Source organism: Psychroserpens luteolus, from assembly GCF_021032705.1.
GTDB classification, from domain to species: domain Bacteria; phylum Bacteroidota; class Bacteroidia; order Flavobacteriales; family Flavobacteriaceae; genus Psychroserpens; species Psychroserpens luteolus.
Genome location: NZ_JAHVXI010000002.1, coordinates 455,982 through 474,016 on the forward strand (window position 1 = coordinate 455,982; position 18,035 = coordinate 474,016).

Annotated in this window: 17 protein-coding genes; 7 read left to right on the forward strand and 10 right to left on the reverse strand. The window is 33.5% G+C overall.

Annotated elements, in window-relative coordinates; translation table 11 throughout:
* Window positions 1–84: 84 nt before the first annotated feature.
* Window positions 85–516, forward strand: coding sequence for a hypothetical protein (locus KWG70_RS07730; protein WP_230935424.1), 432 nt, complete (start codon window positions 85–87; stop codon window positions 514–516).
* Here the strand turns inward: KWG70_RS07730 and KWG70_RS07735 are convergent.
* From KWG70_RS07735 to menD, 3 genes are all read right to left on the reverse strand, one after another.
* Window positions 505–1,341 carry a CvfB family protein gene (locus KWG70_RS07735; protein WP_230935425.1) on the reverse strand — a complete coding sequence of 279 codons (837 nt, stop codon included), beginning with the start codon at window positions 1,339–1,341 and terminating at the stop codon, window positions 505–507. The genes KWG70_RS07730 and KWG70_RS07735 overlap by 12 nt on opposite strands.
* Before the next feature lie 94 nt (window positions 1,342–1,435).
* Complete coding sequence (locus KWG70_RS07740; RefSeq protein ID WP_230935426.1) at window positions 1,436–1,774, reverse strand: DUF2853 family protein; 339 nt, start codon at window positions 1,772–1,774, stop codon at window positions 1,436–1,438.
* Window positions 1,775–1,858: 84 nt separating this feature from the next.
* Complete coding sequence (menD, locus tag KWG70_RS07745) at window positions 1,859–3,619, reverse strand: 2-succinyl-5-enolpyruvyl-6-hydroxy-3-cyclohexene-1-carboxylate synthase (RefSeq protein ID WP_230935427.1); 1,761 nt, start codon at window positions 3,617–3,619, stop codon at window positions 1,859–1,861.
* A 96-nt stretch (window positions 3,620–3,715) separates the two neighbouring features.
* On the opposite strand from menD, the gene KWG70_RS07750 reads away from it, so the two are divergent.
* Both KWG70_RS07750 and KWG70_RS07755 read left to right on the forward strand, forming a co-directional pair.
* Complete coding sequence (locus KWG70_RS07750) at window positions 3,716–6,949, forward strand: S41 family peptidase (protein WP_230935428.1); 3,234 nt, start codon at window positions 3,716–3,718, stop codon at window positions 6,947–6,949.
* Between the two features lie 28 nt (window positions 6,950–6,977).
* Window positions 6,978–7,328: a ribose-5-phosphate isomerase gene (locus tag KWG70_RS07755; RefSeq protein WP_230935429.1), complete on the forward strand. Its 351-nt coding sequence runs from the start codon at window positions 6,978–6,980 to the stop codon at window positions 7,326–7,328.
* On the opposite strand, the gene KWG70_RS07760 is transcribed toward KWG70_RS07755, so the two are convergent.
* Both KWG70_RS07760 and KWG70_RS07765 read right to left on the reverse strand, forming a co-directional pair.
* Complete coding sequence (locus tag KWG70_RS07760) at window positions 7,325–8,440, reverse strand: chorismate-binding protein (protein ID WP_230935430.1); 1,116 nt, start codon at window positions 8,438–8,440, stop codon at window positions 7,325–7,327. The genes KWG70_RS07755 and KWG70_RS07760 overlap by 4 nt on opposite strands.
* 3 nt (window positions 8,441–8,443) lie before the next feature.
* Entirely contained in the window at window positions 8,444–8,869 is a 426-nt protein-coding gene (locus tag KWG70_RS07765; RefSeq protein WP_230935431.1) for a PaaI family thioesterase, read from the reverse strand.
* Window positions 8,870–8,919: 50 nt separating this feature from the next.
* Here KWG70_RS07765 and KWG70_RS07770 point away from each other — a divergent pair, with 50 nt between their 5' ends.
* Both KWG70_RS07770 and KWG70_RS07775 read left to right on the forward strand, forming a co-directional pair.
* The gene (locus KWG70_RS07770; RefSeq protein ID WP_230935432.1) at window positions 8,920–9,555 is read left to right on the forward strand and encodes an alpha/beta hydrolase; all 636 of its coding nucleotides are present in this window, start codon (window positions 8,920–8,922) and stop codon (window positions 9,553–9,555) included.
* A 685-nt stretch (window positions 9,556–10,240) separates the two neighbouring features.
* Window positions 10,241–10,813, forward strand: coding sequence for a GNAT family N-acetyltransferase (locus KWG70_RS07775; RefSeq protein WP_230935433.1), 573 nt, complete (start codon window positions 10,241–10,243; stop codon window positions 10,811–10,813).
* Window position 10,814: 1 nt separating this feature from the next.
* Here the strand turns inward: KWG70_RS07775 and KWG70_RS07780 are convergent, their stop codons facing one another.
* Together KWG70_RS07780 and KWG70_RS07785 are read right to left on the reverse strand one after the other, a co-directional pair.
* Window positions 10,815–12,062 carry an RNA polymerase sigma factor gene (locus KWG70_RS07780; protein ID WP_230935434.1) on the reverse strand — a complete coding sequence of 416 codons (1,248 nt, stop codon included), beginning with the start codon at window positions 12,060–12,062 and terminating at the stop codon, window positions 10,815–10,817.
* Entirely contained in the window at window positions 12,062–12,409 is a 348-nt protein-coding gene (locus tag KWG70_RS07785) for a YciI family protein (protein ID WP_230935435.1), read from the reverse strand. The genes KWG70_RS07780 and KWG70_RS07785 overlap by 1 nt, the downstream gene beginning before the upstream one ends.
* 154 nt (window positions 12,410–12,563) lie before the next feature.
* Here KWG70_RS07785 and KWG70_RS07790 point away from each other — a divergent pair, with 154 nt between their 5' ends.
* Window positions 12,564–13,424, forward strand: coding sequence for an AraC family transcriptional regulator (locus KWG70_RS07790; RefSeq protein ID WP_230935436.1), 861 nt, complete (start codon window positions 12,564–12,566; stop codon window positions 13,422–13,424).
* Between the two features lie 63 nt (window positions 13,425–13,487).
* Here KWG70_RS07790 and KWG70_RS07795 read toward each other — a convergent pair whose 3' ends face one another.
* The 3 genes from KWG70_RS07795 to KWG70_RS07805 form a co-directional block, all read right to left on the reverse strand.
* Window positions 13,488–13,808: a YtxH domain-containing protein gene (locus tag KWG70_RS07795; protein ID WP_230935437.1), complete on the reverse strand. Its 321-nt coding sequence runs from the start codon at window positions 13,806–13,808 to the stop codon at window positions 13,488–13,490.
* 129 nt (window positions 13,809–13,937) lie between these two features.
* Window positions 13,938–14,885, reverse strand: coding sequence for an NAD(P)H-dependent flavin oxidoreductase (locus tag KWG70_RS07800; RefSeq protein WP_230935438.1), 948 nt, complete (start codon window positions 14,883–14,885; stop codon window positions 13,938–13,940).
* A gap of 57 nt (window positions 14,886–14,942) precedes the next feature.
* A complete protein-coding gene (locus tag KWG70_RS07805) occupies window positions 14,943–16,172 on the reverse strand; it encodes a class I SAM-dependent rRNA methyltransferase (RefSeq protein WP_230935439.1) in 1,230 nt (409 codons plus the stop codon).
* A 112-nt stretch (window positions 16,173–16,284) separates the two neighbouring features.
* Between KWG70_RS07805 and KWG70_RS07810 the strand changes: the two genes are divergently transcribed.
* Window positions 16,285–17,937: an HYR domain-containing protein gene (locus KWG70_RS07810; protein WP_230935440.1), complete on the forward strand. Its 1,653-nt coding sequence runs from the start codon at window positions 16,285–16,287 to the stop codon at window positions 17,935–17,937.
* Window positions 17,938–18,035 lie beyond the last annotated feature (98 nt).

An 18,035-nucleotide genomic window follows, 5' to 3' on the forward strand; every position in this document is an offset into this window, starting at 1 on the left:
GACTTTTTTGAAGTAGTTGTGTCTTATTATAGGCATCAATATAAAATGTCAAAAAATTAGTCACAAATAAACATATTTAGGGATATGAACATTATAAATTCAAATGTAGCCTCACAAGTTGTGAAGCAAACTCAATCTGAAGTAGGAACACTCCATTTTTTTAATCATATAGCTGTTGTTGAATTCAATGAAGGTACACATGTAGATTTGAGTAGTGCGAAAAAAACAATCAATGATGTATTTGAATATTTTGGTAATGAGAAGCCTTTTGGCTTTGTTGCTAATAGAGTCAATTCGTATTCTATATCATTGATGGATGTTCCTGAAGTTAAGTCTATTTTCCCAAACTTAGTAGCGTATGGTGTTGTAAGTCATAATCAAGCTGGACGCATGAATGCAGAAATTGAAAACAATTTTTGTTCTACCTATGATATCGTATTCGACAATCTATATGAAGGTTTAAATACCATTCACAATAGAGTTCTTGAACAAATTAACTTATTATCACTCAACTAATCTAATTCCGTCAGATTCTATAGTAATCAGACGTTGTTTGTAAAGAGTACCTATCGCTTTTTTAAAGGTTTTTTTACTCATTTGCAACTCGCGCTTGATTTCATCTGGATTAGATTTATCGTTAAGAGGCAAAAATCCATCACGACTATCTTCAAGTTGTTGCATCACGATATCGGCATTAGGTTCTATCTTACGATACCCGATTTTTCCAAGAACAATATCAAGTTTATTATCATGTCGCACTTTTTTCACATAACCTTTTAGACGATCACCTACACTAATATCTTTAAAAATATCTTCAGAAAAAATCAAGCCCAAATGCTGATTATTAACAATCACATTCATACCAAGTTCAGAAGGGTGAGATACAATTAAATCAACTTCATCAAACTGTTGAACTGTCAAATCTTTATTATCTAAAAACCGGTTAGTTTTACTTGAAGCCACTAATCTATCTGTTTCTTCATCAAGATAGCAATACACCAAATACCAACCACCTGCTTTCATTTTAAAGGCTTGTTCTTTAAATGGGCAAAACAATTCTTTTACCATTCCCCAATCTAAAAACGCACCATGAGATGTGACCTGATTACAACGTAATAAAGCAAAATCATCACGAATGATATAAGGCTCATCAGTTACAGCAACTGGGCGTTCTTCATTGTCCAAGTATACAAACACTTCGATTTCTTCCCAAATTTGAAACGATTCGGGTATATACCGATTAGGTAGCAATACTTCATTACCTTCCTTATCTGCTAAATATAGTCCTTGATCAGTTTCTCGAATGATGTCAAGTGTGTTATAGTCTCCAATTATTATCATGCGTCAAAGATACAGATATTAGTATTGAGACCTAAAAAAAGCGTTACAATTCTAATAGAATAATAACGCTTTACTATGTTTTAAAAATCTAAGACTAGTAAGCCGATTCTTTTTTAAAGTGTTTTGTCAACATGTAGTATACAACAGCTCTGTATTTATTTCTATTAGACTTTCCGTATGTATCCATAACAGAAGCAATACCTTTATCTAAATCTACGCTATCTTTTAGTCCCAACTTCTTGATTAAGAAATTATTTTTCACAGTAGCTAATTCAGATTCATCAGATCCTGAAACTGTTGCAGCATCAGCATTATAAATTGATGGTCCGCAACCAATCGTGACTTTGGTTAGTAAATCCATATCTGCATCCATACCACATTTATCTTTCAAATCTGCAGCATACTTTGCAATTAATTCGTCTCTTTTACTCATCTTAGTTGTATTTTTTAGGTTAATAAATTATTGGTCTATAAATATAGCCAATTATTAGACACATAAAAAGAGCTCACGTCACATTTATCGTACATATTTGAAATAATCTAATAAAATAGAATCGTTTTCTGTTCTTGGTGTAAATATTTCTAAAAGTCGCGGCGTATTAGATTTTTTATAAAACGTCTTTAAGTTTTCTCTTAATTCAATTTCATTGTTAGCCGTTGTATAATCTATGTGGTACATTTCACACAATTGCTTTGCGGTAAGATCGTGTTTTGTCTCAAAGAAATAATCAAAATTCTCTGTGTTTTTATGTCCTGGAAGGATTCTAAAAATACCACCTCCTTGATTATTGATAAGGATAATTCTAAAACTATTCGGAATATAAGTATTCCACAATGCATTACTGTCATAAAAGAAACTCAAATCACCAGTAATAAATGTCGTTTGTTTTTGGCTAACTGCCGCACAGCCAACTGCCGTAGAGGTGCTGCCATCTATTCCACTAGTCCCTCTATTACAGTAAACTTCAACTGACGGATTTAAATTAAATAATTGTGCATAACGCACTGTCGAACTATTACCTAATTGCAAGATCGTTTTATTTGGCAACGATTTCAACACCAAGCTAAATACTGTAAAATCACTAAAGCCAATATGCTTAATATACTCTAGATGTTTTTTACTTCGGTGTCGTTTAACTGTCATCCAGGTATCAAAATAATTGCTTTTGATCACAGGCTTAATCTTTGGCAAAAACGCTGAAAAGAAATCATTAGGTTGCGCTACAATGTGTTTATCTAGGCAAAAAAATGTATCGTTTGCTTTTTTCACATCAATATGCCAATGGTGTTTGGGTTGATACTGTCTCAAAAAAGCTTTTATCTTCTTAGACACCACAAGACCACCTAAAGTGATTAATATATCTGGTTGTAATGCTTTAAAATTGGCATTCTCTAAGGGTGCTATGATTTTATCAATACTTGGAAAAAACTTGGCGTGATGAAGATTGGAGGTCGTTTCAGTAAATACAATAACGCTATCATCATCTGCTAATTTGTCTAGCCATTGTTGCTCAATTTGATTAGGTGGTAACACACCTACTAAAATCATTTTTTTTGTAGACACATCCCAGTCATTAATACAGTTCTTTAATTCAGTTTGATCAATTGTAGGACGCGTAAAACTAATATCATTGGACTTAGGTTGTATTGTTAATTCATTTACCGTTTCATATAATGGTTCATCAAAAGGCACATTAATATGTACAGGTCCATTTTTAAACCAAGCTGTATTGAAAGCTTTGTTCAGTTCAGTTTCATTGAAAGATTGAATATCTTGTTGTAACCCCAAAAAGCGTTCGAGTTTATTCTCTATACTTTTAAAAATTGGAAGCTCTTCTTTTGTAGCAAATCCATTTTCTACTTTTAAGTCCAACTTTAAATTTGCCGAATATAAGATATGATTCTCATAAACATTCTTTTGATTTATGGTTTGACCATCACCAATTCCTATTAAATGCTTAGGTCGATCTGCAGATAGCACAACTAAAGGAATATCGCTATAAAATGCTTCAGAAATTGCCGGATAATAATTGAGCAAGGCGCTTCCTGAAGTACAAATGACTACTGCAGGTTCATGAAGTCGCTGGGCAATTCCTAACGCAAAAAAAGCTGCGCATCGCTCATCAACAATGCTATAACAATTGAAAAAACTATCATTTGTAAAACCAATCGTTAATGGCGCATTTCTACTCCCAGGGGAAATTACAATATGTCTAATATTTTTGAGTTTACACAACTGTACTACAGTTTGTGCAAGCGGAATTTTAGGGTACTTCATCTAATTACAAAGTTATTTAAATTAGGTGTCAAAAAAAACAAGATTCGAAACAATTAATTTACTAACTTTCACCTCGTTATAATCAAATCAATAAACATGAAAATTAATTCCCTCATTTTTCTTCTTAGTTCATTTTTTATACTGAATACAACTACTGCACAACAAAATGACAATCTATGGTTGCGTCATACTTCTATTTCTCCTAATGGAAGTCAAATTGCATTTACATACAATGCCGATATATATGTGGTCTCTGTGAATGGAGGGAAAGCTACGCGCTTAACAACAAATAGTGCTTATGATACGAAACCTGTTTGGTCTCATGACGGACAGCAGATTGCATTTGCTTCAAATAGACATGGTAATTTTGATGTGTTTGTGATGTCATCTACCGGAACAAACGTGAAACGATTGACCTTCCACTCTGCCGATGATATGCCAACGGACTTCTCTCAAAACAATGATGCCGTTTGGTTTAATAGCATAAGATTAGATGATCAAAACTCATTATTGTTTCACAGATTAGGTGAATTATACAGCGTGACTTTAGATGCCACTACACCCAAGCAACTTTCCAGTTTTCCTGCTTATGAGGCTAAAAACAATAATAAAGGTGATTTTATTTTTGAAGAGATAAAAGGTTATGAAGATGAATGGCGTAAGCATCATACATCTTCGGTAACTAGAGATATTTGGATCAAAACTAAATCTGGTCAATACACGAAACTATCTAATTATAAAGGTGAGAATCGAAATCCTGTGTTTGGTTCAGGAGATACATTTTACTATCTGTCAGAAAAATCTGGAACATTTAATGTCTATAAATCTAGTTTTTCTAATCCAGAACAAGCCACACAAATATCAGATTTCAAAATGCATCCTGTAAGACATCTTTCGATTGCAAATAATGATGTTTTGGCCTATAGTTTCAATGGGACAATTTATACACAGAATCCTGGTGAATCACCAAAAAAAATTGCGGTTAATATTGGTGGAGACCAATCGTTAATGGACAATGAACTCCTTTTTGTTAACGGAAATGTGACAGACATGGTGCCTTCTCCAAATGGAAAGGAACTAATTTTTATTCATAGAGGAGATGTCTTCGTAACATCAACAGACGGTAGTTTAACTAGACGTCTCACCGAAACTCCAGAACAAGAACGCAGTATCGATATTAGTCCTGATGGCAGAACCATTGTTTATGCAGGAGAGCGTAATAATAGTTGGAACCTTTATACACAGACAATTACAAATGATGACGAAAAATACTTTTTAAATGCCATAGAACTTAAGGAAGATGTGTTATTGGCAGATAAGACTGAAAGTTTTCAGCCAAAGTTTTCTCCTACTGGTGAAGATATTGCCTACTTAGAAGAACGTACAAAATTGAGAACCATTAATCTAAAAAGTAAAAAAATAACTGTTATTCATAATGGCGAAAAGCACTTCTCTTATTCCGATGGTGACCAAGAGTATGAATGGAGTCCTGATGGAAAATGGCTAGCCATTACATTTTATCCAAATCAGTATTGGTTTGGGGAAATAGGCATTTTAAAAGCAGACGGAACGGGAGATCTCATCAATGTGTCAAAAAGTGGTTTTAGCGATTTCACGCCTAAGTGGTCTTTAGATGGTTCTATTTTATACTGGGCTTCAGACAGAAATGGAATGCATAGTGTAGCAAAAACCGGTCCCTCTCAACTAGATGTATATGGTGTGTTTTTAACACAAAAAGCGTATGATAAATTTAAACTAAATAAAGATGAATTTTCGTTTTTAGTAGATGATAAAAAGGAGGAGGATAAAAAAGAAGACGATAAAGACTCTAAAAAAGACAAAAAAGAAGATGCTAAGGATAAAAAACCAAAATTAAAACCAATAGTCATAGAGTTTGACAACCTTCATAAACGTAAAGCAAAGTTATCCTTATTTTCTACACGCTTGTCTGATATGCTAATCACAAAAGACTCAAAATCGCTACTATACTTGGGGCGCGTTGACAATCAAGCCGATCTATGGAAGCTTGATCTGCGAACAAGAGAAATTAAATCTTTAGGGAAGTTTGGACGTGGTGGTTCTATGGTATTTGGAAAAGATGCTAAAGAAGTATTTATTTTAAGTCGTGGACGAATTGCCAAAGTAAATGTAGGTTCTGGTAAGCGTAAATCGGTTGGTATAAAAGATGAGATGTCTTTTAATTTATCGGCAGAGCGCTTGTATTTAATGGATCATGTATCTCGCCAAGTAAAGAAAAAGTTCTTAGATCCTAATTTACATGGAGCACCTTGGGATGCCTTATCTAAAAACTATAAAAAGTTTGTACCACATCTTAATAATGATTACGATTTTAAAGATATTTTGGGAGAATTATTAGGAGAGCTTAATGCTTCGCATACAGGAGCTCGTTTTAGATCTCCAAATATAAAAGGTGATCAAACGGCATCTTTAGGGATTTTTATCGATAAAAGTTATAAAGGTGACGGACTTAGAATTTCTGAGGTTATAGAAGGAAGTCCTTTGGTGAATAGTGATAAGAAAGTTAAGACTGGAGTTATTATTGAAGCTATTAATGGAGAGCCTATTACCAAAAACATTAATCATTACAGTTTATTAAATCGAAAGGCTGGTGATGCTATTACTATTTCTTATTATAACCCATCAACAAAAGATCGATGGAAAGAGCGCGTGAAACCTATAACCATTGGTGCAGAAAATGAATTGCGCTATCAACGTTGGATCAAGAAAAATCGTGAAATGGTTCATAAACTATCTAACAATCAAATAGGTTATATGCATATTCGTAGTATGAGTGATGGAAGTTTTAGAGAGTTTTTAGAAGAAGTTATGGGAGATGAAGTGAATAAAAAAGCACTAGTTGTAGATACACGTTTTAATGGTGGCGGTGATTTGGTAGATGATGTTACAACGTTTTTAAGTGGTAAGAAATATATGGAGTTTCAAAATGGAGGAAAGGTTGTTGGTATAGAATCTCAGCGACGTTGGACAAAACCAAGTATCATGCTTATGGGAGAGTCGAACTATTCGGATGCACATTGTACACCAGCTGGTTATAAAGATTTAAAAATTGGAAAATTAGTAGGTATGCCTGTGCCTGGAACTTGCAGTTTTGTTTGGTGGGAACGCATTCAAAATGGAATTGTATTTGGAATACCCAATATGCAGGTGTTGGATATTGAAGGTGATGTTCTAGAGAATAAAGAACTTATGCCAGATATTCAAGTTAAAAACGGTTTTGATAATATTACTAACGGAAAAGATGAACAAATAGAAGCTGCTGTTACTGAGTTATTGAAATCGATTGATTAATTATGACTATTAAACTAATTTAGTAAGAATGCCCAAAACTCAATATCGCGTTTATGTTGTAGAACTATCTAAACGTGTCTTTACTGAAAATGCTAAGTTTCGAGCAGCTAATCCGCAATTTAATGGTGTACTACAATGTTTGTATGTTGGGATGACTAGCAAAACACCTAAAGAACGATTTATGCAGCACAAAACTGGTTATAGGAATAAGAAGGGTTATAAGCTTTCTTCTAATATTGTAGAAAAATATGGTAACTATTTAAGACCCAGTCTATACAATCATATTGAACCTATGGCTACACGTGCAGAAGCTTTAAAAATGGAAGAAACCTTAGCATTAGAGTTAAGGAGACAGAAATATGCTGTTTGGTATAACTAGCTCAGAACAGATACCATTGTCTGCGTTTTTTTAACGGTTTCCTCCCACTCTTCTTGAGCATTAGAGTCTCTAGTTACTCCGCCACCAACGTAAACAAGTGCTTGTTGGTCTTTAATTTGCATACAGCGTAAATTTACAAATAACTCACTTGTGGTTTTAATAGTTGTATATGCATTGTTCTCTACGTTACGCTTATTTGTATTCCTAGTTTTAGACTTTTTTATATTTAATTCTCCTAAAAATCCAGTGTAGAATTCGCGATTATAATGTTCATTACTTAAAATAAAATCTTTTGCTTTGGTTTTAGGCAAACCACAAACGGCAGGTGTTGGATGTAATGAAAATATAACCTCTTTCAAGTTAGATGGTTTTAGTACACCGGAAATTTGAGATTTTAAATGTAATAACTTACCTGCTTTTATGGTCTTGGGATTAGACACATATAATTGTTCAACATGAGGCTCTAGTTCCTTCACTATATAGTCTGTAACTAGTTGCTGTTCATATTTGTTTTTTTTGTTCCATGCTACATCAACAGAATCTTTATAAGATTGTGTTCCAGCTAAAGACATGGTATTAAAACGTCGTCCTTCAGTACTTAAAAGTGTTTCTGGTGTAGCTCCTAACCACAGACCTACTTTTGGATGGTACCATAAATATACAAATGCTTCGTGATACCTTTTGAGTAACTTCTGAAATAGTTCTATAGGATTTTCTTCTGAAACAGGAATGACTTTAACCCGAGATAACACGATCTTTTGTAACGCATCATTTAGAATTGTATCAATCCCTTTTTGTACTAATTCTATATGCTGAACATCATGAATTTCATCTAAATGATCTTTTGCATTGCGGTGTTCAACTTCTGAATTTGTAACAGTGTCTAAAGTCATTACTTTTGATAATTCCGAAGGAAAAATAACTGTAGCATCCTGAGAATCAAAAGGTGAAAATACAAATCCGCTCTCATTAAAATCATCAACAACGTGTAAAGTAGAGTCCTCTTGAAATATTGCATTTAAGCTCACATTATTGGGCTTTCGATACACAACAAAAGGCAATTGAGATTTGAAATGTGAGTCAATATGCGAAAAGAACTTGCTTGGCTCCATTTCCTATTTATTTTTAGGAAGGGAAATAGTAGACAACCTACAGATAGAAACCAAGTTATCATGGTCATCTGTGATTCTAATATCTAATAACTGTGTTGTTCTACCTTTGTGTAAAAAAGTAGCCTTGGCATACACATGCCCTTCAGAAACACTCTTTAAATGATTGGCTGTTATTTCTAATCCGCGTACAAACATATTCTCAATATCCATAAACATATGTGATGCAAAACTACCTACACTTTCAGCTAAAGCGGCAGTTGCACCACCATGCAACACTCCATCTGGTTGATAAACCCTAGAATTTACAGGCATTCTGGCAACTAGGAAATTTTCACCGTAATCTACCATTTCAATATTTAAGGTTTCCATTAAGGTGTTTTTACAAACCGAATTTGCATGAGCTAACACGTCTTCTTTAGATAATTGCATAGAAATACTGTATTTTTAAAGTCGAATATATTCAACAACAAAAATACGAAATGAATTCTACAGAAAAGGAAATTTCTTATACCATTACCAATAGTTATTCCACCTTAAATGAATTAACATCATCAACAAAAAATGTATGGTTTGTATGCCACGGAATGGGGTATTTAAGTCGTTATTTCCTGAAATATTTCAAAGTACTTAATGCTAATGAAAACTATATCATAGCACCACAAGCACAAAGCAAATATTATATGCCTCCAAAATTTAAACATGTTGGTGCTAGTTGGTTGACTCGAGAAAACACTATAGCGGAAACAAAAAATGTCATGACATATTTTGATTCTGTTTTTGAGGTTGAACAAATTCCTGAGGAAAAAAACTTGATTATTTTGGGCTATTCTCAAGGTGTTAGCGTAGCTATGCGATATTTAGCAAAACGACAATTACAATGTTCGCAACTGATATTACATTCTGGTGGAATTCCGGTAGAATTAGTTCCTACAGATTTTGATTATTTCACAGGAAAAACGAAACTCATATATGGCACTAATGATGAATTCCTTAATGAAGAGCGCATTCAACAAGAGCGATCTAAAGCCGAAAAATTATTTGGCAATAACCTAGATATCATATCCTTTGAAGGTATTCATGAAGTAAACACAAAACTTATTTCCACTTTTGTATGAAATCAAAAAGCAGCCATAAAATGGCCGCTTTTCTCAATTAATAATTAATTATTTGCTATTAAATCAATTATACCTTATTTCTTGTTTGAACACATAATTTTCTTTATCACTCTACCTAGTATTAGGCGGTATGTAACTATTGTAGTTAATACATTGATTATAAGTTAACCTGAAATTGCTCCTCCTAACAAATTCCTGTCCATTTTGAGCATCATCGATTGAGTCATTTAGATCTTTTAATCCAAATCTGTACAACTTCACAGAGAATATCTATTTGTAAAAAAGACAACTGAAACCTTAATAAAAACACTATCGTAAGCGCTATTTCTTTTTAATCTTAAACAATTGCTTGAATTAATAGCATACAAATTCATAATGAAATTGGCTTAATTAATAAACCATTACACTATAGATACTACTCGTGTAGACGTTGGGTTGATGTGAGCTATTAATCAACCGTAATTAAAATATTATTATTATACTGGTTTTCTCTACCAAACCAGCTATATGGAAGTTTAAAGATAAATGTATTACACTCATGTCTGTAATTAAATCGTTGAAATACAATCTTTTGATGAGGAAATGTATTTAGTTACACACCACATCCTGTATGCTAGTCATAATTTTATTTTCGGCAATAATGAATTTTTGAATACTTTTACTTTTCAATTTAAGTTTAAGATTTATGCAAATTTATTCTCTTGAAAATGAGCGTGTTAAATTAGCGCCTCTTACTTTGAGCAACTATCATAATTTAATTGATATTGCTCAAGAAAAAGACCTTATCAACTATTCTCCTAGTGATATTTCTTCTCCAGAAAAATTAGAGAACTATGTCAATATTGCCTTAGATGGTTATCAAAATAAAGCAACCATACCATTTATCATTTTTGACAAAGACAAACAGCAATATGCTGGAAGTACACGTTTTGGTTTGATTAATTGGGAAAACAAAGTTTTACATATTGGTTGGACATGGATTGGTCATGAGTTTCAAGGTACTGGATTAAACCTGCATATGAAATTTTTAATGCTTCAGTATGCGTTTGAAACTTTGGCATTTGAAAAGGTAGAATTCAGAATTGATGAGCGCAATCAAAAATCGAGAAAAGCTGTTGAAAAAATTGGTGCCACACTTGAAGGCATCTTGCGAAAAGATACTATCATGAATGATGGGTTTAGACGGAGTACTTGCTGCTATGGAATTTTAAAAGAAGAATGGAAAACTATTAGATCTGAAGTTTTTAGCGCACTATAGACTATTGCTCTTCTTTTAACCAGTTTGATTTTTTCTTATCTAAAAAACTTCTCTCAAGAACATTCGTAACAATTTCTAAGGCCTTGTCGATATGCTTTAGGGCATTTTTTAAATCATTTATTTCTGCATAATAATCTGCTTTGGCCGCATAATATAAATATGCGCGTTGCTCTAAATCTTTAGGATTGAGTTGTTCAAAATACGCATTAGCTTTTTTATAGTTTCCGTTTTGGATACAAATAACTGCTAAGGTGAGTAGATGTGATGGCATAGGTTGTAGTTGATAAAGCGCTTCATACCATTGCGAAATTTTGTCCCAATTGGTAGCTTCAAAAGTTCTAGCTCGGAAATGTTCTGCTGCAATGGCTGCTTCGTAGTGGTAGCTTGAAAATTCCTCGGTCTCAACTGCCTTATTCATCATAGTATTTCCTAATTCGATTAAAGGAAAGTGCCATAGGGTTCTATCCTGATTTTTCAAATCCAACAACTCATTTTCAGAATTAATCTTAGCATCCAATCGAGATGAATGAAAACACATTAATGCAAATAGTGCATAAACCTTTGGAAAACGCATTGTTTTTTGTTTCAATAATAATTGACATAAGCGCATTGCTTCACCACAGAGATCCGTACGTATTAATTGTTCTTTTGTATTAGAATGAAAGCCCTCATTAAATATAAGATATAGGACTTCCATAACACTCTCTAAGCGATCGTAAAGCATTTTCCCTTGCGGAATATTAAATTTTAAATCTGCTTTTTGTATTGATTTACGCGCTCTAGAAAGGCGTTTTTTTATTGTATCTTCTTTAGTTAATAATGCTGAGGCAATTTCTTTGATACTAAAACCTGATACTGTTTTTAAAGCAAAAGAAATACGATCACGAGCATCTAACTTTGGGTGACATGCCGTAAAGATCATTCGAAGTTGTGCATCTTCAATCTCGTTATCTAAAAACAGGTCATTAATGGCAATTGCATGTGTACCCTGAGTAAGGTTTGGAAGAAGGTTCCTTTCGGTCTTGAGTTTTCTAAAAATATCTATAACTCTATGCTTGGCAGACTGTGTTAACCAAGCTTCAGGGTTTTCAGGTTGTTTTAATCGCCAACTAAGGCTTGCTTTTAAGAATGTATCTTGAACAGCGTCTTCAATAAGATCAAGATGTTTGAGTCCAAAAATACGTGTTAAAACAGAGACCATCTTTCCACTATGATGGCGAAACAGATGGTCTATGTTTTTTGACTCCATTAGCGATCAAATACCATTACTTCACGAATCTCAACTGTTCCACCTAAATCATAGTCTGGAAAGTCTTGAGCTATTTGTTGTACCGCATCAAAATCTTTGGCTTCAACTGTATAGTAACCACCAACGATTTCTTTAACTTCTGCAGATGTTACATCTGTAACTGTTCTATTTTCTCCTGTAATACGTCTTATTTGGGATGTTAGTGCCTCACCTCCTCGCAGTATTCCAGCTTGTTCCATTTTGTTTCCCCAAGCAAACCATTTTCCCATTCGGTTTTGAAGTTCTTCAGGAGATAGTCCTAAATCGGCATAATCAGCGCCAATAAAAATCATCATAAAATTTTTCATAATCTTAAAAATTAAATTGTTTATATATGTAAGACGTATTCAATTAATAAAAAGGGACAACTTTTATAAAAATAATCAATATAGAGTATTGAGCAAGTTTGGAAAAGTGATTCTTTTATTTTCATGTTACTTTTGAAATATTAAGATTAGATAAATGAGTTCGAAAAAAACAAACCTAGCATTTTATGAAGAGCGGTTAAATATCATCATAGAATATATACAAGCCAATTTAGATCGAAAAATTGATATTAAAACTCTAGCAGAGATTTCACATTTTTCCCCATTTCATTTTCATCGCATTAGCAGAGCTTTATTGGGAGAACCTATTGGAGCATTTATTTCAAGAATGCGCGTGGAAACTGCGGCAAAGCTCCTTTGCTTTTCGAAATCTTCTATTGAAGAAATTGCTTATACAGTAGGTTTTGAGTCGCCTTCATCTTTATCAAAAAAATTTAAATCCCACTTTGGTGTATCTCCCTCTACATATAGAACAACAAAAAATCATACAATCAAAAAATCGACACTTATGACACGAGAATTGAACATTAAAAAACCAAAAATTTTAAACTTAGAAGACAATAATTGCCTGTATTACAGAATGCAAGGCGCTTATCAAACATTAGATTATGCTAGTGCTTGGGAAAAACTTTGGGCGCAAATAAAGGCACAAAAACTATTTACAAAAGGTATACAAATGTTTGGATTACCATATGATGACCCAAATGTTACTCCAGCCGATAAGCTACGATATGATGCTTGCTTAATTATTCATAGAAATGCTGAGGCGGTTGGTGATATTGGTGTAAAAACACTTAAAGGCGGAAAGTTTGCTGTCTTTTTATACCAAGGGAGTTATAAATATTTTGCTGATGTATATAATTATATGTTTGAAGAATGGCTCATTAATACAGATTACGAACTTCGTGACGAACCTGTTAGAGAGCGCTATATAAGTCATCCTGATCGTGTTGCTGAAAACAAATTAAAAACTGAATTTTACATTCCTATAAAATAGATAATACTTAAATGCCCCAAGCATTAAACATGCTTGGGGCATTTACCATACATCTCAAATAGATTAACTGGTTTTTTGTAATGTTTTGTTTTTTTCTTTTAAAATAGCTAATTGCTTTTCTACAAATGTGATTGCTTGTTCTGTTTTGTAACTCGTTTTAGAGGCAAAATCTCCAAATTTTTGTTTAAATTTTTCCTTACCTGAAGATGCTGCTTTAGATACATCCTCTTTAACTTCTGAAAAATCTTTAACTATTTGATCTTTTATATCCTTTCCCTCTTTTTTAAGTTTAGCTCTTGTAACACTTCCTTTTTCTGGTGCTAATAACACTCCTGCAGCTGTTCCTATTAATACACCCAATACTATGGCTCCTTTATGAATCATCCTGTTTATATTTTAATGATTAAACGTTGTTTTATTTATATGTCTTAGAATTTCAGTTTTTGTTACAAACAAATTAAAAATCAAGTATTTAAGTTAAATTCAATAAATAAATAAATAAATAGACAGAACCTACGTGGTTAAATTTGTAACAATAGCTTTTACAGGTAGAATTTCTTTGGTATGTTCAATACTAGGTCCAGCCACCCAAACAGTTTTGTATGTTGCTTTTTTTGCTGCATTTTCGGTTGCTTTCATTCCTATTGAAAATCGCACCATTTTAACCCACTTTTTGAGTTTTCTGTTTTTGTTAAGAAGGTTCTCGATCCATGTTGCTTTGGTACCAATTTTTTGAACATAAGGCGTATTGATTACGGTACATGGAGTTCCAGAAATGCGTTCGGTCATAATAATATCTTCGGCTCCATAATCGACGCAAGCTTGTTTATACTCATCTGTAACACCTGCCTCTTCTGAGGCAATAAATGGGCTACCAACAGAAACACCTTCAGCACCATAGCTCAGCATTTTATCAATATCTGCTTTACATCCAACACCACCAGCAGAAATAACAGGAATAGATAAGTTCTCATTTAATTGCTTGATTAATTCTTCAGGAGATAAATTTCCGCGATGACCACCTGCTTCATTATTAACAGCTATAGCAGCATCTGCCCCTAAGCCTTCAACCTTTTTAGCAAATCGCAAATCGGTAACATCACAAAATACTTTTATTCCAACAGCGTGTGCTTGATTTATGGTTTCTTCAGGACTCCCAAGAGATGTTATAATAAAGTCACAACCTTCTTCACATAGCACTTCTAATTGTCCTTTATATTTGATATTCGATTTGTTGACAATTAAATTAAACCCGAATGAGCCTCCTTCTACTTTATTCGCTTTTAATTCCCTAATTGCAGCTCTTAACTCATCTAAAGTTCTATAGTTTAACGCAGGAATACATCCAGCAATACCACTTTTCATAGCTTCAGTAACCATAGCTACATTAGACACTAAAAACATTGGTGCCTGTATGATTGGATATTTAATTTTTAGAAGTTGAGTGAGTCTAGTTTCCATATATTGAGTATTGTGAAAGACAAATATAATAAAATATTATGCACGCATAACACTTTGTCAATCTAAGAACCTATAATAACCACATTTTAAATAGGCGCCTTCAGAAAATCCAATAGGATGATCACTATCATGCTGTGTTTTTTGTACGATAGAAAATGGACGTCTTGTAGACTTTAACGTCTGTTCATTACCATCATAAAAAGCAGTAGCTGTGACTCTAGACGAACAAGATGCCAAAACCAACAAACCTTCTCTAGCTGTCAATTGTTCACCTAATCGTGCGAGTTGAGCGTATTTTTTCTTTGCCAATTGAATTTCTGATTGTTGCTTAGCAAAACTTGGAGGGTCAATAACAACAACATCATAAGTTTTACCTTCAGAAATAAGTTGCTCCAAAATTTTAAAAGCATCTCCAGCTAGTGTATAATGCTTTCCAGAATACGTATTTAGTTTACCATTTTGTTTTGCAATCTCAAGAGCTTGTGAACTAATATCTAAGCTTGTGACTTCATTCGCGCCATTTGCCAAAGCATGTACTGAAAATCCACCAGCATAAGAAAACACATCCAAGACAGTTTTCCCTTTACTCAACAAACCTACTTGCCTTCTGTTTTCCCTATGGTCCAAAAAGTAACCTGTTTTATGACCTTTAATCACATTAGCAGAAAAACTGACACCGTGCTCTATAAATTCAATGACTTCATTATCTAGTGTTCCGTAAATGACATCACCGTCTTTTAATTGATGAGCCTCAGAGTTTTGCAAGCCACGGCTCAATCGTAATACAACTGCATCACAGTTTGATGTAGCAATTAAACTTTCTAAGATTGTTTTAAGGTAAGGGAGCCAAATTTCTGAATAAAGTTTAACCACTAAAACAGCATCATATACATCAGCAATGAGCGATGGAAAACCATCATTCTCACCAAAAATTAACCGATAACTTGTTGTATTAGTTTTTAATAGTGTTAATCGTTTTTTATAGGCATACTGAATCTTCCGAAGAAAAAATTCATCATTAATTGTCACCGATTTACTATCGTTATAAATCATTTTGATTCTAATAGGCGACTTAGCATCATACAACCCTATACCAATCATGGCGTTCTTTCGCTTTCCGAAGATAATGGCTAAATCACCTGTTTTCGCATCGGCATTGATTTTAGTAATACTATCAGAAAACACCCAAGGATGTCCTTGTTGCACATAATTTTCGCCTTTTGTGGTGAGTTTAACCGCTAAACGATTGGGTTTTCTATTTGATATTGAATGGTTTAAATCTAACATGTATTACTATTGAAATGAAGTTGGAAAATACAAAAACACAATTAATATCTTGAGATCTTCACAATAATACTATAACTTTAAAATATTATTAGTCTAACTTAATCAACCAATCATGAAAAAAAAATTACTATTCGCCTTACTGTTTTTATTTAGCACACCTATTTTATTGGCCCAAGGTATTTTTGATAGTAGCATCCATACTGCTGTCAACTTTGGTAGTGTAAATTCTCCAGGCGGAGAAGCTGTACAAAATGTTATTGATCAAAACTCCAATACGAAATTCTTAGATTTTAATGCTTTTGATGGTATTGGATTTGATGTAGATTTGTTAGGAGACTCCAAAATAGCAGTAGCTATAGAATTCGTTACAGCAAATGATGCTCCTGAAAGAGACCCTACAGATTATGAAGTATTTGGTTCCAACGATGGAACAAGTTATACAAGTATTGCCACTGGTAATATACCTTGTATCTCAGATCGTTTTTTTTCAAGAACATTCTCATTTACTAATACCGCAGCATATACATATTATAGGGTAAATTTTACTGGAACTTGTGCTGCTAGTAGCATAAATCAAATAGCCGATGTGCAACTTTATGAAACTATAGGTGCCGCACCAGTTATTAACTGTCCTAGTGATATTAATGTAAACAATGACGTTGGTGTATGCGGTGCACTTGTAAATTATTCTATAACAGCTAATGATACAGAAGATGGCGTTTTAACTCCTACAATTACTTCTGGGTTAGCATCTGGAGAGACCTTTCCAGTTGGAATCACCCAAGTTTTTGCTAGTGTTACAGATAGCGATAATAATACTGTAAGCTGTACTTTTATAGTAACAGTAACCGATACAGAATTACCAGTTGCAAATTGCCCAAGTGATATTACTCAAACCGCTGTAAATTTTGGTGACACCAGTGCAGTTGTAAACTACAGTCTAAGTCCAACCGATAATTGTGATCTTATTAATCCGCTAACCGGATTTACGCCATTGGCAAACATCAATAACAAAGCCTATTATTTATCAGACGCTACGTTCACACCTCAAGATGCCTTTGCCGATGCTTTGCTACAAGGTGGCTTTGTGGGTACGATAAGAAATAGTTCAGACAATGATTTACTGGTCAATGCTATTAGTACAATTGGAGCTGCAGGAAATACATTAATTGGCTTCAATGATTTAGCAACAGAAGGTGATTTTGTATGGCAAAGTGGAGATTCGGCGACATTTAACAATTGGAATGCCGGTGAACCAAATAATGCAGGGAACGAAGATTATGTTGTTGTGCAATCTAATGGTGGTTGGAATGATGTTACTAATGGTACTACTTTTAGGTATCTTTTAGAAATTGATTATATGCCTTTACAAACAGCCGGTTTACCAAGCGGAAGTGATTTTCCAATAGGTACAACTACAAATACATTTGATGTTATAGATATTTCAGGTAACTCAGTTTCATGTTCTTTTGATATCACTGTTGACGAAAACCTAAGTGTTGATGATAATATATTTAATAGAAATATACTTATATATCCTAATCCAACAAACACTGTTATCACTTTACAAGCAAATACATCAGCATCTATAGATGATGTAAGGATAATAGATTTAAATGGAAGAATTCTACAAGTATTTACCAATATTGAATTCGTAGAATCAGAAAAACAATTTGATGTCTCTCAATTATCTGCAGGTCTTTATTTCATGTCTGTGAGAAGTGAAGATGGTCGATCTGTATTAAAACAATTTATAAAACAATAATAGGAGAATTATATATGTAATAAAAAAACGCAATCATGAATTTGATTGCGTTTTTAATGTTAAGTAATTATTCTCTTGTGAGATGCTGAAACAAGTTC